We start from the raw sequence: 17,765 nt of genomic DNA on the forward strand, positions 1-17,765 counted from the left end.
TAAAAGCCTAATAAGCACCATTAGAATATAAAGCAGCGCCGTCAAAGTAATGATAAATTGCTTTAATAAGAAACAACAAATTATCGAGAATCGCAGCTGATATTGCGATTGATTAGCATCATTTTAGAAGCCGCTAGGCTTAAAGAGAGAATTAATGCCATTTCTAGCTCAAGTAGAACAAAGTTTATTACAAGATGGATTAACGTTAGATGGTCTTCAGGATTACCTAAACATTATTCACCAACATAATATTGATTTTTCAGACTTGTACTTTCAAGGTAGCCGCCATGAAACATGGGCCCTTGAAGATGGCATTATTAAAGAAGGCAGCTTTCATATTGAACGCGGTGTGGGCGTTAGGGCGATTACGGGTGAGAAAACCGGTTTTGCTTATGCCGATGAAATTACCCCAGCTGCATTGCAGTCTGCTGCAGAAGCTGCCAGAGGCATCGCACTCGCGGGTCAAGAGCATAAAGTACATGCCTTCAAGCGTCATACCACTCATAGTTTATATGATAGCGCCGACCCAATTGCTGCGATGGAAGAAGCGCCAAAAATTAAGTTGTTAAAAGAAACCGATGCTTATATTCGCAGCCTTGATAGCCGCATTATTCAAGTTGTAGTGAGTTTATCTGGCGTTCATGAAGAGATTTTAGTGGCGGCGAGTGACGGCACATTAGCTGCAGATATTCGTCCGTTAGTGCGCTTTAATTGTAGTGTCATTTTAGAAGATAATGGCAAACGTGAACGCGGCAGTGCTGGTGGCGGTGGTCGTCATGATTACAGTGTATTTATGGTCAATGATGACGCAGGATTACCTGTTTGTTTTCAGTTTGCACGTGAAGCAGTGCGCCAAGCACAAGTGAACGTGAATGCCATTGATGCGCCAGCTGGCGAAATGCCGGTTGTATTAGGGAATGGCTGGCCAGGTGTATTATTGCATGAAGCGGTAGGTCATGGTTTAGAAGGTGACTTTAATCGTAAGGGCAGCAGTGCCTTTAGTGGTAAAGTGGGCCAAAAAGTGGCGTCAGAACTGGTGACAGTGGTTGATGATGGCACCATTGCAGATCGCCGTGGTTCGCTTAGCATTGATGATGAAGGTGTGCCGACACAAAAAACCACTTTGATTGAGAATGGAATTTTGAAAGGTTACATGCAAGATAAGCTAAATGCGCGCTTGATGGGCGAAGCGACAACTGGCAATGGTCGTCGTGAATCTTATGCTCATTTACCAATGCCACGTATGACCAATACTTATATGGAAGCTGGCGATTCTACGCCAGAAGAGATGATTAAATCTGTTAAAAAAGGCATTTATGCACCAAACTTTGGTGGCGGCCAAGTTGATATCACTTCTGGTAAGTTTGTATTCTCAGCTTCTGAAGCCTACTTAATTGAAAACGGCGAAGTGACCGACGCGATTAAAGGCGCGACCTTAATTGGCAATGGTCCAGAAGCAATGAGTCAAATCTCGATGGTGGGTAATGACTTAGCACTTGATCAAGGTGTTGGTGTGTGCGGTAAAGATGGCCAAAGTGTTCCTGTTGGGGTCGGTCAGCCAACCTTAAAACTAGACAGCTTAACCGTAGGCGGTACAGCTTAAGTGAATTGCTAAGGTGTCTAGGTGACACCTTTTTTATTTATGTGACATAGGTAAAGCATTGCTGTAGTAGTGAAAAGTAAAACTAGTTATAATTCTCCATCAATAGAGTAATTACTCTACTTAAAGGGTGAAGTTAATGAGGCATTTAGCTGTTTTCTGTTCGAGTATGTTTGATTCAAGTAAAAGACGAACTGCATTGCCGTCATTGCTTGCGTTATGTGCGCTTTCCCATCCTGTTGTAGCAGAACCTATTGCCTTCAATAGCGCGTGGCAGCAATTATTAACTGTCAGCGACCAACTCAAAGCCCAATCTCAAGAAGTCAGTCGTGCTGAAGCTGAAGAGCGTGCTGGCGAAGATATGAATCTGCCTTCACTTAATCTTGCAGGTAGTTATACCCGTTTAGAAAAGCCAATCGAACTTGATTTGCGTGATCTTAACCCTCTAGCTGCGATTGATCCTTCGGGTTTACCACCGGCATTAGGTGAAGCATTAGCGGCGATCCCTGGTTCAATGTTCGTCACGCCGTTTACTGAACAAGATATTTTTCGCGCTAGCTTACAAGCGATGTGGCCGATTTATACCGGTGGTAAAATTACAGCTGCTCAAGGTATTCATGCCGCCCATGTCGAAGAGAAAAAGCATCAATACTCATTAACAACGCGAGATCTTTTCACTCAGTTAGTGGATCGCTATTTTGCCGTAGCGGTGACGCAAACCTTAGTAAATACCAATCAGCAATTAGTTGATTCCCTTGCTGAACACGAATCTCATGCACAAAAACTAGAGCGTGAAGGTCAGATTGCCAAAGTTGAGCGATTGAATGCTCAGGTGGCACTAGAAAATGCCAAAGTAAATTTAGGTAGCTCAAAACGCCAACACGAAATGGCGCAAATTGCATTATCGCGAATGCTGCAGCTCACCGATGCTAATCCCACTTCAGGATTGTTCAGTTTGCCTCAATCTCCCTCGTTGCCGCGTTTAAGTCAGCTAACGTTAACTCAACATCCTGCGCTGAAACTACTTGAAGCCAAAGAAGCGCAAGCGAGTGGCCTCATTCAGCTAGAGAAGGGGCGTTATCACCCGACTGTGTTTTTATACGGTAACTATACCTTGTATGAAGATGACAGCCTGTTTTCACAGATTGAACCAGATTGGATGGTAGGTGTTGGCGTCAATGTACCACTGTTTAGTCGTGATGGCCGCAGTGGCAAAGTGGAAGCAGCACAAAGTGCATTGTTACAAGCTAAGTATACAAAAGCTCAAACACAACAGGATTTAAGCTTATTGGTTGATCAAAGTTATCGCCAATTACAACAAGCCGATGAAGAAGTGAAAGCGTTAAATACATCTTTGGCGTTGGCAACAGAAAACCTGCGTTTGCGAGAGTTAGCCTTTAATCAAGGCCTATCCACCTCAATTGATCGAGTCGATGCAGAGCTTAAACTCAGCGCGGTAAAAACTCAGCAATTAGGGGCGCAATATCGTTATGTACAGGCTTACGCAAGATTAATGGCTATCAGTGGCCAATTAGATGAGTTCATTGGTCGAACCCAATTACAGGAGCAGCAACATGCGGGCTAATCGAGTTATTGCCGTTATCGCAATTATTTTTCTGCTAGGCACATTAGCTTACGGACTAAAACTAGCATTTGAGCCAAAAGAAAGGGTATTACAAGGGCAAATTGAAGCGCGAGAATACAACATTTCATCTAAGGTGCCAGGACGAGTTGAGCAAGTCATGGTTCGACGTGGCGATAAAGTGGCAGTTGGGGATTTATTGTTTGCGATTAACAGCCCTGAGTTAGATGCAAAACTGATGCAAGCAGAGGGCGGACGAGATGCTGCTAAAGCCATGCAACAAGAAGCAGATAATGGCGCGCGTCAGCAACAAGTTACAGCATCTAAAGAGCAATGGTTAAAAGCGAAAGCGGCAACAGACTTAATGGCCACAACCTATCAAAGAGTGGAAAACTTGTTTGATGAAGGCGTGGTCGCCAGACAAAAGCGAGATGAAGCATTCACCCAATGGAAAGCGGCGCAATATACTGAGCAAGCTGCATTAGCTATGTATCAAATGGCTGATGAAGGTGCTCGAGTTGAAACGAAAGCTGCAGCTGCGGGTAATGCACGTATGGCAGAGGGCGCAGTTAAAGAAGTCAGTGCTATTTTAGCTGATAGCCAAATGCGCTCTCCTAAGGTGGCTGAGGTCAGTGAAGTGTTATTGCAAGCGGGTGAGTTAGCACCAAGCGGCTTTCCTGTTGTTAGCCTGATTGATATTTCTGATGCGTGGGCGGTAATGCAACTGCGTGAAGACCAATTAGCTGATTTTAAGCAAGGTCAAACAGTGGCATTAACGATCCCTGCGTTAAATGTGACTGAAGAATTTACCATTTCACATATTAGCGTCATGGGCAGTTTTGCCACTTGGCGCTCCACTGAAAGTGGCCACGATTTTGATATGCGCACCTTTGAGGTGGAGCTGCGTCCGAATCGTCCAATTGCTGATTTAAGAGTCGGTATGTCAGTGCTATTGAGTGTTGATTAGCATTTTTAGTTAGAGGTTAAAGTGTCGTTAGAGGTTAAGGTGCAAAAATGTGGGCTTTACTAAAACAGGAACTTAATCGTTTATGGCACTCGCCTTGGCAACTTGCCTTGGTGACTTACATTCCGCTTATCAGTATTTTGTGTTTATGGTGGCTGTTTAGTGCAGGTTTGCCAAGGCAACTTCCTGTGGCTGTGGTCGATCAGGACAATAGCCAATTAACCCGTATGTTAACTCGCAATTTATCAGCCAACTCGGTTATTAAACCTATTGCTTATGCGCAATTAGCGGATGCAGAAGCTGCAATGAAGCAAGCTGAAGTTTATGCGCTGGTTTTGTTTCCTCATCAGTTTAAAAAGTCATTGCTAACCAGTGGTAGTCCTACCGTTGATATTCGTTATAACAGCCAATTTTTATTGGTGGGTAAGTTATTATCTAGCCAGCTTCAAATGAGTCTAGGGGCTGGATTAATGGAAGTTGCAGGCATGAATCAACTCCTTAGCGGAGTTAATCGAGCTTCTGTGGCCGTCAACTTAAGCCCTGTCACCAGTCAAACAACAGCGTTATTTAACCGTAACAACAATTATGTGGGCTTTTTAGTGCCACCGGTGTTGATTGCACTATTACAACTGATTGCGATGATGACGTTTGTAAATGCGTTAAATAGTACGCTAATCAACAAAGGTGATAGTTATTTATTGCCTAGTGATTTCTGGCAACAAGTCGTTTGTAAGGTCCTTTTCTACACGCCGATTATGGTGCTTCATGGTTGTTTCATTCTTGCATGGTTATATGGTTATCTGAACCTACCTTTTGCGGGCTCCTTAAGCCTTTTAGTGATGGCTTTAGTGATGATGCTTCTCGCGCTTTGGACATTAGTCATTTTGGTGTTCTTATTAATGCGTGAGCCTGCCCGCAGTGTTAGCTTTTGTACTGCACTGTTTGCGCCAGCATTTGCCTTTATGGGGGTGACATTCCCTGTTAATGATATGCCACAATTAGCTCAGTGGTGGCGGTTGATTATGCCTTCTAGCCACTATATTGATTCTCATATAAGCGTGATTAGCTATGGGGCACAGACACCGCAAGTATTGCAGCAATTCTTATCCTATGGGTACTTTTTGATTGTGTTGGTTCTGGCCTGGGCGCTTGAGCGAATGATCAGTAGCAAGCAATTATCGAATCAACAAAGTCAAATTCAGTCACTTGATGAATCAGTTGTTGTAGGTAATAACAAAGGGGCTAGCTTATGAGTTGGCTACAATTATTACTTGCCGAGTTTAAGGCCATATTAGCTGATAAAGCGATAGTCGTTACCATGTTTGGTGGGGTGTTATTTTATTCTGTTTTATATCCCTTACCTTATCTAAATCAGGTGCCAACAGAGCAGATGGTTGTGGTGGTTGATCATGACAATTCATCGTTAAGCAGGCAATTACTCAGGCACGCCGATGCAAGCCCTAAAATTAACATTGTGGCGCAACTTGGCAGTATTCATGAAGCAGAACAATGGATTTCAGAATCTAAAGCTCACGGTTTATTGGTGATCCCTGAAGGTTTCAGACGCAACCTATTACTCGGTAAAGGTGCCACCTTAAGTTACGGCGGTGATGCGAGCTACTTTTTGATTTACTCAGCTATTGCAGAAGGTCTCATTAGCGCCGGCATGGATGCGGGTAAGCAAATTCAAATGGTGGGTTTATTGGCTCGAGGCCAAAACCCTATCCAAGCTGAGCAAAGCTTAAATTCAGTCAATATTAATAGTGTTCCAGCATTTAATCCCAGTTTAGGCTACACACCCTATGTAGTGCCTGGGTTATTTTTACTTATTCTGCATCAAACCTTATTGATCGGTACGGGGATTTTAGGGGCAGGGCAATGGCGTAAAAAAGGCTACTGGAATAAGGTTTCCCCTTCAGCCTTAATTGGTGCTCGATTAACGGTATTTAGTCTTATCTATGTGCTGTTTTCAAGCTTTTATCTAGGCTATTGTTTCTATTGGTATGATGTCAGTGTGCAGGCGACATTAGCCCAAGTCAGTTTGTTCATGTTGCCATTTTTATTGTCGACTGCAGCTTGTGGTATCGCCTTAAGCAGTTTGTTTGTTAAGCGTGAGCTACCGACCCAAGTGCTGCTGTTAGTTTCAATGCCAATATTGTTTGTGTCAGGTTTTGTTTGGCCATTAGCATTAATCCCAGATGTGTTAGTGCAATTATCACAAGTTATCCCGGCAGTACCCGCCATTTTAGGAATGTTAGAATTAAATCAAATGGGGGCGGACTGGGTGACTGTGTTGCCGCAATGGCTGCAAATGTGGGTATTATTTGCTTTGTTTTTATTGCTGGCTTACATAGGTGTCAAGCGCAGACTACCGAGTGATTTGGCGTAGAGCACATCCTTTCAAATCCATAAAAAAATAGACATTGGCTTAAGCGCAATGTCTATTGGTTTCTCAGTATTATTAATTAGCTTTATTAAGCTTTGCTGTCGCTGTTGATCGTCTTCCAAATTATAAAGTTCCCGTTTCAGCGTTGTTAAGTTCAGCTTCTAGGCGAAGTAAGTTTTGCTTGTAGATTGGCTCATGAGTGGCTTTAGCAGCCTTTTTAAAGTCTTCTAAGGCACCTGTATTGTCATTGGCTAATACTTTCATCACACCACGGTTATTGTAGGCGTATGCGCGCATTTGCATCGATGGTAGCTTGTCTGCATTAACAGCCATTTTTACTGCTTCAGTACAGGCTTCTTCAGCAATTTCATACTTAGACATTTTGGTGTAACCAACGCATAAATTGAGGTTGCGTGTATAAGTATCGATTGCAGAGCGTTTAGCTGATTTGGTTAATGCGATGCCTTCAACAAGATCACCCGCTTGAATGGCGTCCACACCTGGCATGTTTTCAATTAACACCATTTTGTAACTTGTTGTTTCTACTGCTGCAGCAAAAACACTTCCTGAACAAGCAATTAATAGACTAGCAGCGATCATTGAGGTCAGTTTAGAATGTTTCATTTTAATACTCCTTTATAGGTAGTAGCGGTTGCTACATCGCTAATTTAGGCAAAACTGTGATAACTGACAAACGAGAATAATTGGATCGATAAGTGAGTTTTTTTCACTTATCGATATTTAGGGCGTATTGAACTATCAAAGTTGTTTTGCAGCGAGTTGTTGTTCATTTAGATAAGGCTGAGGCTTTGTGGTATAGCCATGCTACATAAAAGCCGATAACGCAGTAAAAATGAACAACACGACTTAGGGTTCTATAGCGGCTTATTTTGAAAATTAAATCGCGCGACAATCCAGTCAATTAACTGTTGAACGTCTACATTAGGCTGGCTGTTGCCGTGATGAATGAGGTGATAGTTATCTCGGCTGTTGAGTGTTTGGGGAAATAAAGCAACTAAGCTTTTATTATCAAACCACTTTTGACTGATCGGTAGGGGAATAAGGGCAATGCCTAAGCCTTGTTCTGCGGCTCGTGCAACGCTGAACATACTGTCTAACTGGATTATTTGTTTGGCTTTAAAGTTATGTATTCCAGCAGCTTCAGCCCATTGCTCCCAAGAGTGGGGTCTTGCTTGGTGAACGATTAATGGTGTTTCTGATAAAGCGTCCAGTCCCTTATCTTTAATGTGGGCATATAAAATGGGGTTACAAGCAGGAACATAGTTAAGTGGAAAGAGTTGGTATGAATGTTCACTGTTATGTCGAGTGCCGGATAACACAATGGATAGATCTGTTTGGGCGGTTTGTGCAGAGCGAGTTTTTACGGTTTCTAGCTTTAAGTTGATATGTGGATACTCTGTTGACCAACCGACGAGTTGTGGCACAAACAGCTCACTGGCAAAAAATTCAGGCATCGAAATGCTTACTTCTTGCATACTTTTTTGTTGATTGAATTGGTTGACTGTTTCTGATAATTGCACCATTAATGGCGCGACTTGTTGATAGAAACGACTGCCATCATCTGTGAGGGTTATTGAGCGAGTTTGACGCTTAAATAATGAAAGTTGTAAATTTTCTTCTAATTGTTTGATTTGGTGACTCACCGCTGAAGGGGTGAGAAAAAGTCGATGGGCAGTTTCTTTAAAGCTTAGGCACTCTGCGGCTACACAAAAACAGCGCAAACCTCGAAGTGAGGTATGTAAAGGTAACATGGTGTTCTCAATTAACTAAAAAAATATATAAGCAAAAGCTAAGCCAATACTGAAGCGATAAAATTCAATGGTTTAGTATGTTAGTGAATGGCAATTCGCTTTATGATTGAGCGTCTGCACTTTTCTGGTGCACATGTGGGGCGCTGAATTCAGTCAATAAAAAAGCCCGCATGAGCAGGCTTTTGTACAATATTTCAGCTTTTAATTTTAACGACTTGACGACTAACTTAGCCTTTTATGAATAAGCTTATTCAACTGTCACACTGAAAAATACTTCAGTTTTTAATCCCGCAGGTGTGGTTGTGGTTAAGGTTATCGTGTCTTGGCCAACTTCATCAGATGCGGTGTAGGTAAATCGAGTCGCCACTTCATTACATTCAAGGCTTGCATCGGTAAAGCTGTAGCAGGTTTTATTTGGTACGGTATAACCATTGAAGTCGATTGCGCCATTGGTTGCTGTAACGGTTAGTGTCGTTCCTGCTGGCAAGACTTGCTTGGCACTATCATATAATTCAACAAAAATAGTGCTCATGGCTTCTGGTGTTAAAGTTAAATCGCTGATCGGATTACTATCAACATCAGTGGTGATGATTGTAGCGCCCGAGCCTGACATGGTTAATACCGTTGCGGCGCGAATGTAAGTTTTGTTTGCTTGGTCTTCGCCACATAAACTACCTTCACATTGTGGGCCATTGAACATGCCATCACCACTAAATGGGTTCACACAGTCAATGACATCGCAATGGGCGTTGTAAGTATCACCTGTAGTATTGAAATAAGGTTCACCATCACGGCGAAACCCAGATTCATCATCATCTCTGAAGGCATCACCTAAGTCACTGAAACCGCCTTGATGGTAGGTCTCTCGGTCCATACCATTACCTGTACAGGCAATGGCATTTCCTACTCCATCTAAACAAGCATCTGTGATTACGCCGCCATCAGCATCATCAAAAATGTTATTACCATTGGTATCAAAGAAGGTTTCATGACCCAGCGCATAGGCTAATACTGTTACACGGTGATCGGTTGGGCGCGGGTCAGTTGATGTCCATAAGACAGAGCAACTACCATTAACTGTTGAACAAGAAGGCTGTATTTGTCCACCTTCAGCAGTAAAGTTCACTGTGGTGTCGTCAGGAGCTGGGTTGCCGAAACTGTCAGAAGCAAACACGGTCATTGTGACCTCTTCACCATTGTTGTTGCCCGCTTCAGGGTTAAATAACGAAGGAGAGATACTAAATCCAAGCTGTTGAGGCAGACCTGTGTTAACAGTGAGTTGTTCAGACTGAGTGGTAATGGTATCGCCTGAATCTGTATCTGTGGCTGATGCTAATACACGCACAGGCGTCGGAATAGTACCCGATTGAACCGTTACAGAGACTAAACCATCAGAATTACTGGTTGCTTGGCTAGTGGTATTGCCATTTGAGAAGCTTAAGCCGCCAACAATAGTATCTAAACTGAATTCGACTGCTTGTTGAGCTGCAGGTTGACCATTAGCGCTACTAATTAAAAACGTCACTAATGAAGTCTCGGTAGAGCCAGTCCCGCCAGCACCTTTAATGCGGATTTGAGTTGGATCTGCAGAAATAAAGCTAAGACTTCCGAGTGTTTGACGCTCTAATGAAAAATCAAAAGTTGCACTGAAGGATTCACTGCCAATCAGCGCTGTTGCAACAATTTGCTCACTTCGGAGGCTATTACCGCTACAACTTAAGTCTTGATAAGTTGAGCTTGCTGTACCTGTAGATGTAACCACTGGTGAGTCGATAGCTGCATCAGTATTGGTTACACAATCAGAGGTGAATGATACGCTTACTGGGCTCTGTAATGGCTCGAATGTCCCGTCAGCTGCTTCGACAATAACATCAGCATAAACCCCAAAACTCGCACCTGCACCAATAATGTAATTACCCTCAGCATCGGCAGTTAAGGTTGAGCCTAATTTACCTTCAATAAACACATCTGCGTCAGGGTCTGAGTTATCAATAAAACCAAACTTTAAAGTGCCCTCAGGGATCACTTCATCACCCGCTAATACTTCATAAGCACTGTTACCAGATATAGTTTCATCGTTAAAATCAGTGCTGGTGACTAAGGTATAGGCGCCTAATTCACTACTTGAAGCGGTATAACTAATGCTCGCAATGCCTTCAGCTGTAGTGAGTGCGCTATCAGGTGATAAACTGGCATTACCTGCTTGGAAGCTAACTAGTTGATTTGCGATTGGTTGGTTAGCACCATCCATTACACTGGCTGTCAGCAGTACAGCTTGATCAATTTTAAAGCGGGTGACTGTTTGACCTGCTTGAGTGATACTCGCTGTAACCGAAATGGTATCCGGTGTAGGCACGGTATTGGTATCTTCAAACTGATAATTTTTACTTGCGCTGACACTATCGGCATCATCAGGATTGAACGATACCATCAAAGTGCCCGCACCAACGGCATTGCTCGTAGAGCTAATAAATACACTAGCGAGGCCATCACTGTCAGTTAACTTACTCTCAGCACTGGCTTCACCAAAGTCAGGGGTAAAATTGACAATGGCACCACTGACGTTGCTATTGGACAGTTTAAGCTGAGCTACCGCACAAAAGCTTTCGTTGATATCAAATGTCAGTGAGTCGGTATCGGCATCACATTGTCCATTAACAACGGTTTGGTAGCTAACACTAATGCTATAACTTCCATCTTCTCCACCACCATTGTCGTTGTCATCAGACGGGCCATTACAGCCAGCAAGTAACCCGAGTAATCCAAGTGAAGCAATTGATAAAGGCAGTGCATGTATTATTTTTTTTAGTAGCATCAGCAACATCCTTGTAAGTAAATTTTATTCAGCTAAACCGGCGCGTAAGTATTTGAATAATTCTTTATGAGATTTTGATTCAGGGCCTTTGGCTAACTCTTTAGTTGATTGGCGAATAAGTTGGCGCAACTTTTGACGATCAAATGCTTCATGTTGAGCAAGTAATGTTTCAACTTCTTCGTTTGGATTTTCAAGTAAACGGGCACGAAGTTTTTCAATAATCTGCACTTGAGCAGTTTCATTATTGTTTTTATTCAACACATTATCTAGTGCTGTAATAATGGGTTCGTGCTCAAAACCGCGCATTAATTTACCGATGTACTGAAGATGACGTCGGTATGCCTCAGTTTTCTGTTTAATGCTTTTAGTTTTTAAGACAGCATCATACAAAAATTCATCTAAACCAATTTTGTCTAGTTGCGATTTGCTTAAAGCAATAAGGCGCATGCCTAGCTCTTGTGCATCTTCGCTTTCTTTCTTGAATTCTGTTCTGCTGACGTAATCATCGTCATTGTCATATGGCTGGTGGAAGTGATCTGAATCGCCGACAATTTTCATAGTAAATAACCTCTAATAAATATCATCGAATAATAACACTTCAGAGGCTATCGCGGCCACTGAATATACGTTAAGAAGACGATTTACTTTAAAACACATTTGCACTCATTAAGTGATAATTCAACACGATAACTAAAGGTTAGTTTATTTAACCCTATTTGTGGGGCTAAATCCTTGTTTTGTTGGTTATCAATACAGTTTTGAATTTGATATGCTAGGCGCAACAATGGAAACTGAAGAGTAAGTTTGTGTCTACCAATAATATTGATACTGAATTATCGGCGTTAAAAGATGCCGTTGCTGTAGCATTAGAATATGCAAAAAAATTAGGCACGAGTGCTGCTGAAGTTGCCATTAGCAAACAACAAGGACTGTCGGTTTCAACGCGAGAGAAAGAAGTTGAAACCGTTGAGTTTAATAAAGACGGTGCTTTAGGTATTACAGTCTACCGTGATGGCTGTAAAGGCAGCTCATCAACATCAGATTTAAGTCCAGATGCGATTGCTATAGCGGTAAAAGCAGCGAATGACATCGCAAAATATACCTCATCAGATCCATTTAGCGGCTTAGCGGATAAAGAGCTAATGGCGCAAACCATTCGCGATCTAGATTTATATCATCCACAAGATATCAGTCCTGACGAGCTGGCTCAGCTAGCCATTCGTGCTGAGGAAGCCAGTTTATCGGTTGATGAGCGAGTGCAACATTCAGACGGAGCAACGGCTAATGCACATACCGCTGCTAAAGTGTACGGTAACAGCCATGGCTTCTTAAATGGCTATTGCAGCTCGCGTTATAGTTTAAGTTGTGTGGTGATTGGTGAAGAAGCTGATGGCAATATGCAACGCGATTATGATTACACTATTGCCCGTAAATATAACGAATTAATGACGCCAGAGTCAGTGGGATTATTAGCTGCTAATAAGACGGTAAACCGTCTTAACGCACGTAAAATCCCAACATCGAACTTACCTGTTTTGTTTTCGCCTGAAATCGCGACAGGCCTGATTGGTCACTTGATTGGTGCGATTAGCGGCAGTAGCTTGTACCGTAAATCAAGCTTCTTACAAGATTCTATCAATACTCAACTGTTTCCTGATTGGTTTAGTATTGAAGAAAACCCGCATATGGTTGGCGCACTTGCAAGTGCAAACTATGACAGTGAAGGCGTGGCAACTCAGCAACGTCAAATCATTGATCGTGGCCAATTAGAAACATATCTATTAACCAGTTATTCTGCACGTAAGTTATCTCTACCTAATACTGGCCATGCTGGTGGTATTTACAACTGGACTTTAAGTCACTCTGGGCAAACCTTTGATGAACTTATTAAACAGATGGGTACAGGGTTAATTGTCACTGAGGTGATGGGTCAAGGCGTGAACATGGTGACCGGGGATTACTCTCGAGGTGCAGCAGGCTTTTATGTCGAGAACGGTGAAATCCAATACCCAGTGGAAGAGATTACTATTGCTGGTAATTTAAAAGACATGTTTATGGGCGTGCAAGCGGTTGCTAAGGATCAAGATTTACGTTCTTCAATCCGTACCGGCGGTATCTTACTGAGTGAGATGAAAATCGCAGGTAGCTAATCTGCTTAAGCAAAAACATAAACCTTATTAAGCACTGCTCCAGCAGTGCTTTTTTGTATCTCACTTTCAGATATTTAACCCCTTTACGCTGGCTTTCTTATCTTTACACTTCTTTACGGTCAATTACATCCACGCTTTGTCCTATCTCTTGAGAATGTAATTAAACAGTTAACGGAGTAGATATGTTTAACAGAAATGTGTGCAGTTTGATGATGGTTTGCTTGGGAAGTGTGTCATTGATGGGGTGCGACTCTATTGATGGTGATAGTGATGATGACTCAGATTCCGTTGCGTATGTGCAATATTATAATGCCTCAGCGAACAGTACTGCCACGTCGCTAGTGTTAGATGATTATGAATACAGTGATATTGAATTTGGAGATTCCATGCCGCGATATGGCTACGATACAGGTAGCGTGGCAATGGAAATATATGGTCAAGATGAAAATGAAGACACGGTCACGATTTATAGTGAGGATATGAGCTTCAGTAATGAAGATAATCATTTATTTGTTTTATATGGAGACTATCAATCGCCAGAATTATTAGACATTAGCTACGAACGTAGCGATATGGATGATATGAATGATGATGACGATGAAGATTACAGTAAAATGCAGGTCTTGGTAGCCAATGTTACGTCTGAAGATATGGCCTATGACGCTTATATTTCGCTAGATAGCGATGAATATCAAGATGCGACAATGTTAGGCAGTATCGGATACCGTGGCTACACTACCGAGCTGATGTTAGATACCGATGAATATATTATCTATTTAACTGATCAGGGGACTGATAACGTGGTTTACACCACAGAAAGTATGAGCTTAACCACTGAGACTGTTTATAAATTTGTGTTGCGTAACAGTTTTGGCTCGGGTGATTTAAAGGTCACGCTAGACAGTGTGGACTCAACATCGACGCCAGTTACTTATACTAATATTGATTCTACCGCTGACTTCAGGGTATTTAATGGCCTTGAAGACGTCACGCTAAATGTCGATGTGGTGAGTAAGCTAGAGTCGCATTATTTGCATGATATTACGCCATTCACTGTTAGCGACTTCCAGCAAACGGGTTTTAATGACTATGGCGTAACAGTGACTAATACCGATACCAGTGAAGTTATCTTGGATAACGTGTTAGTGACCTTTAACCAAGATGATATCCGCACCTTACTGTTATACCAAGAAGATGACAGTATCAAAGGTATGGTGATCGAACATGACATGCGCCCAAGAGCTTATGAATACAATGTTGATGTGGCGAACTTATCAGAAGATTATGATGACTTAACTGTGTATTTTGTTAATAGCACGGAAACCATTGAATCAGCTGAATACACGATTGAGGATATTGATTTTACTGAACAAGAAAGCCTTGTTATGCCTCAAGATGACTATGAAATCAATGTGGTGTATGAATCTGATAATGGCACTCAAACCTTACTATATCAGTCAGACCTTATCACGTTTGATGGTGATACTAACTATAGCTTTGTATTAACTAAAGACAGCGAAAGTCAGTTTGGCTACACCTTACATCAGCTATAAAACTCTTATGTTTATTCAGTAAAATGTAAAGCATAAGACCCCATAAATACAAATGCCGATATGTTGAATATCGGCATTTTCATTTCTAGTGATCTGTAAAGAGGGCTTATTTACATAAAGCGCCCTTTAAGCTGTTTGGTAGTTACTTAAAATTCTGCCCAAATTAGCTGATGCGGCAGATAGTTCAACGACACCATTTGAAGACTGGCTTGCAAGATCGCGGATGGTGTTTGATTTAACACGAATTTCCGTCAACTCTTTAGCAATATCATTAGCCACAGCGCTTTGCTCTTCAGACGATGTTGAAATATGGAAGCTCATGTCCATAATCGAACGCGATGACTCAGCAATGGCGTTCACATCAGTCCCAATATTAGTGATTAAGTCGCTACTGCTTTGCGCTTGCTTAACAGTATCTTGAGTAATGCTATCAATATTTTGCGTTTCAGATTGCAGCTGCTCAATCATAGATTGGATTTCAACAGTTGCTGATTGTGTGCGACTTGCAAGGGTACGCACCTCATCGGCAACTACAGCAAAACCTCGACCCATTTCGCCGGCGCGAGCGGCTTCAATTGCCGCATTTAATGCCAGTAAATTCGTTTGCTCAGAAATGGCATTAATTGTGGTGATCACCTCATTAATTTTAGTGGCATTCTCTTTCAGGCTACCAACAGAATCTGAGGTTTTTTCAATGTAAGTCGATAACTGCTGAATCTCTTCAATCGCACGTTTCACCCGAGTATAACTCTGCTTAGTGTATTCAGAATCTTGCTCAACTTGCTGAGTGGTATTTTTAGCAATATTTGATACTTCAAGTGATGACGCGGTCATTTCTTCCATTGCAGTTGCAACTGAATCTAATGAAATGTATTGCTGATCGATTTGGTCTGCACTTTGCTGGGTTTCATCTGCAAAGGAGCTTGATGTTGTATGTAGAGTGTCAGCACTTTGCTTAACCGTAACAACCAATTCAGTTAATGTATCCATTGCTTGGTCTAGTGCGCAGCCAATAGTACCAAATTCATCGCGACCAGGATGGAAACCTAAGCGCGAAGTTAAATCGCCTTTGCCAATTTTAGCTGTGGTATCCCATAGTACCCACAACGCACCCCCAATGAAGGTCGCATTCCAATAAATCACCAATGCAAATGGCAACACCCACAAGAATGACAGTAACAAGCTATAAAATGCATCTTGTTTGGCATCGTTTTCAAGTTGATAAACTGATTGGTTTAATGAGTAATACTGGCCATTAGCTTGCACAACAGCAGTGATATTATTGTCGTTACGCTGGCTTTGTTGATTATAATCAGACACAGATAAACCTGCACTACTTGCTTGGTCTAACTGGTTTGTGGCTTCAAGCGCATTAACGGTCGCGATGACTTTTTCTGTCAGCACAGTCATAGAGTGTTGTTCTATTTGGTTAATGCTATTGAAATAACTGTTAACCGACACACTGCCGATAATCAGTAAAAAGAGTGCAAAAATAGCCCAGAACTTATCGTTAATAGACATTTTGATAAAAAGCTTATCAATATTACGAAATTCAACTTGCTTCATAGTGCCGACACTTAAATGATGGAAATTAACCAAATTCTAGAGCAGCTTGATCGGTTTGGATACGATTTTTTGACAAAATATATTCTTTTTTATTCGATTTGTTACATGTGGTTGCTGTAAACAACATAACTAAAAGTTATTTCATTGTACCTCTTTGTAAACAAGGTCTTTTTTTAGGTTTTTTATCATTATTAATTCATCACCTTAAACAAAAACCGTCTAAAAGCATTTTCAAATGCATGGATTAAATCTGGGGTTTGTTGCTCTGACAAAATATGCAGCATTCCAGCATACGAAACAGCTTGATGTGCATAGCAAATACTTTCAGCAAGCTGCCATGCTCGTTTTAATTCATCTTTGGAGCCATATTTTGACCATTGATTTAAGTAAGCATCAATAATTTGTTGCTTCCCCTCACTGTCATCCATTCTAAATAAGTAAGTGCCATCGATAAAAGGGTGACTAATACAGCCGTCGCTCCAATCAAAGAAGGTAAAGTGTTCTTTTACGCCATTACGTGGAACAATATTTTCGATGTGTAAATCACTATGAACCAAGCTAGAAGGCAACTGATAAGCGGCTAATGCTGTGATAGATTGTTTGAGCTTAGTGAGTACTTGGCTTAGGCGTTCAGTAGATAGGTCAATATCTTGGGGTAAGCGAGAAATAATGGCCTTATCATTAAAAATGCGCTGCAGCTGTATTGGTAATTGGGTAATGTCACGACGAATACAGCCAGCCGCTTCTAACTCTTCAATGTGGTCAACAGAAGCCAATTGTAGATTGGCGAACTCAGTAAAAGGTTTAACCCAGTCACAAAGCGGTACGGTATCGACAAATGCCTCACCAAAACTTTCGGTTAACATCCATTGCTGATGTGCGTCGAATGCGATAACCCTAGCGCTATATTGAGGAAACAGTTCAAATAACTTTGCGCATAGACTGGCTTCATTTGAAAACAAAGGTAAGAAAGCCGTGGCCTTAAAGAAAGTATCATCTGAGTCAGTTGATTGCTTGAGTACATGACCCAAAGCCCACGTTTTAACAACTTGTAATTCATCGATTAAACGAATGTTTTGTTTGCTTAACTCAGCTGCAGTCCAGCGCTGAGCGGTTTGCGGCCAATTGGCTTGTTGCCAGGATTGTAGTGTCTTGCTCATAAAGGGTTTCCTAGGCAGTCATTAATTCAGCTGATACTGTAAAATAAAATGTGAATGTACGTTTGCTTACGATTATTGTTAATTTTATTAAGTCTTTAAAATTAGTTGGTTATAGGTAATTGTTGTGTTGAAGTTGCCCATAGGATAACACTTTGATTGCACTGTGAGACATTTGGACATTTAATAGACGCACACAAATACCCTAGATTAATAAAAA

At 41.7% G+C, this 17,765-nt stretch carries 13 protein-coding genes; 7 read left to right on the plus strand and 6 right to left on the minus strand.

Features of this window, described 5'->3' with window-relative positions:
* The first annotated feature begins 154 nt into the window (after window positions 1-154).
* The 5 genes from tldD (at window position 155) to LMH66_RS10170 (ending at window position 6,535) form a co-directional block, all read left to right on the plus strand.
* Window positions 155-1,603 carry a metalloprotease TldD gene (tldD, locus tag LMH66_RS10150; protein ID WP_229369780.1) on the plus strand — a complete coding sequence of 483 codons (1,449 nt, stop codon included), beginning with the start codon at window positions 155-157 and terminating at the stop codon, window positions 1,601-1,603.
* A 136-nt stretch (window positions 1,604-1,739) separates the two neighbouring features.
* On the plus strand, window positions 1,740-3,185 hold the full coding sequence (locus tag LMH66_RS10155) for a TolC family protein (RefSeq protein WP_229369783.1): 1,446 nt from the start codon (window positions 1,740-1,742) through the stop codon (window positions 3,183-3,185).
* On the plus strand, window positions 3,175-4,149 hold the full coding sequence (locus tag LMH66_RS10160; RefSeq protein ID WP_229369786.1) for an HlyD family secretion protein: 975 nt from the start codon (window positions 3,175-3,177) through the stop codon (window positions 4,147-4,149). Before LMH66_RS10155 ends, LMH66_RS10160 begins: the two co-directional genes overlap by 11 nt.
* Before the next feature lie 47 nt (window positions 4,150-4,196).
* Window positions 4,197-5,399, plus strand: a complete 1,203-nt coding sequence (locus LMH66_RS10165; protein ID WP_229369788.1) for an ABC transporter permease — start codon at window positions 4,197-4,199, stop codon at window positions 5,397-5,399.
* The gene (locus LMH66_RS10170) at window positions 5,396-6,535 is read left to right on the plus strand and encodes an ABC transporter permease (protein WP_229369790.1); all 1,140 of its coding nucleotides are present in this window, start codon (window positions 5,396-5,398) and stop codon (window positions 6,533-6,535) included. The genes LMH66_RS10165 and LMH66_RS10170 overlap by 4 nt, the downstream gene beginning before the upstream one ends.
* 120 nt (window positions 6,536-6,655) lie before the next feature.
* Here the strand turns inward: LMH66_RS10170 and LMH66_RS10175 are convergent, their stop codons facing one another.
* The 4 genes from LMH66_RS10175 to yjgA all read right to left on the minus strand — a co-directional run bounded on the left by LMH66_RS10175 (window position 6,656) and on the right by yjgA (window position 11,677).
* On the minus strand, window positions 6,656-7,156 hold the full coding sequence (locus tag LMH66_RS10175; protein WP_102527458.1) for a hypothetical protein: 501 nt from the start codon (window positions 7,154-7,156) through the stop codon (window positions 6,656-6,658).
* 251 nt (window positions 7,157-7,407) lie between these two features.
* Window positions 7,408-8,304, minus strand: a complete 897-nt coding sequence (locus LMH66_RS10180; protein WP_102527459.1) for a LysR substrate-binding domain-containing protein — start codon at window positions 8,302-8,304, stop codon at window positions 7,408-7,410.
* 247 nt (window positions 8,305-8,551) lie between these two features.
* The gene (locus tag LMH66_RS10185) at window positions 8,552-11,119 is read right to left on the minus strand and encodes an Ig-like domain-containing protein (protein ID WP_229369792.1); all 2,568 of its coding nucleotides are present in this window, start codon (window positions 11,117-11,119) and stop codon (window positions 8,552-8,554) included.
* Between the two features lie 24 nt (window positions 11,120-11,143).
* Window positions 11,144-11,677, minus strand: a complete 534-nt coding sequence (gene yjgA / locus LMH66_RS10190) for a ribosome biogenesis factor YjgA (protein WP_229369794.1) — start codon at window positions 11,675-11,677, stop codon at window positions 11,144-11,146.
* Between the two features lie 248 nt (window positions 11,678-11,925).
* Here yjgA and pmbA point away from each other — a divergent pair, with 248 nt between their 5' ends.
* Entirely contained in the window at window positions 11,926-13,269 is a 1,344-nt protein-coding gene (pmbA, locus tag LMH66_RS10195; RefSeq protein WP_102527462.1) for a metalloprotease PmbA, read from the plus strand.
* Window positions 13,270-13,451: 182 nt separating this feature from the next.
* Window positions 13,452-14,822 (plus strand): hypothetical protein, encoded by a 1,371-nt coding sequence (locus LMH66_RS10200; protein ID WP_229369796.1) that lies wholly within the window; start codon window positions 13,452-13,454, stop codon window positions 14,820-14,822.
* 126 nt (window positions 14,823-14,948) lie between these two features.
* Here LMH66_RS10200 and LMH66_RS10205 read toward each other — a convergent pair whose 3' ends face one another.
* Both LMH66_RS10205 and LMH66_RS10210 read right to left on the minus strand, forming a co-directional pair.
* Window positions 14,949-16,388, minus strand: coding sequence for a methyl-accepting chemotaxis protein (locus LMH66_RS10205; protein WP_229369797.1), 1,440 nt, complete (start codon window positions 16,386-16,388; stop codon window positions 14,949-14,951).
* A gap of 191 nt (window positions 16,389-16,579) precedes the next feature.
* Window positions 16,580-17,548, minus strand: a complete 969-nt coding sequence (locus LMH66_RS10210) for a phosphotransferase (protein WP_229369798.1) — start codon at window positions 17,546-17,548, stop codon at window positions 16,580-16,582.
* Window positions 17,549-17,765 lie beyond the last annotated feature (217 nt).

The sequence above is a fragment of the Shewanella sp. 10N.7 genome (assembly GCF_020806285.1).
Taxonomy (GTDB): Bacteria; Pseudomonadota; Gammaproteobacteria; order Enterobacterales; family Shewanellaceae; genus Shewanella; species Shewanella electrodiphila.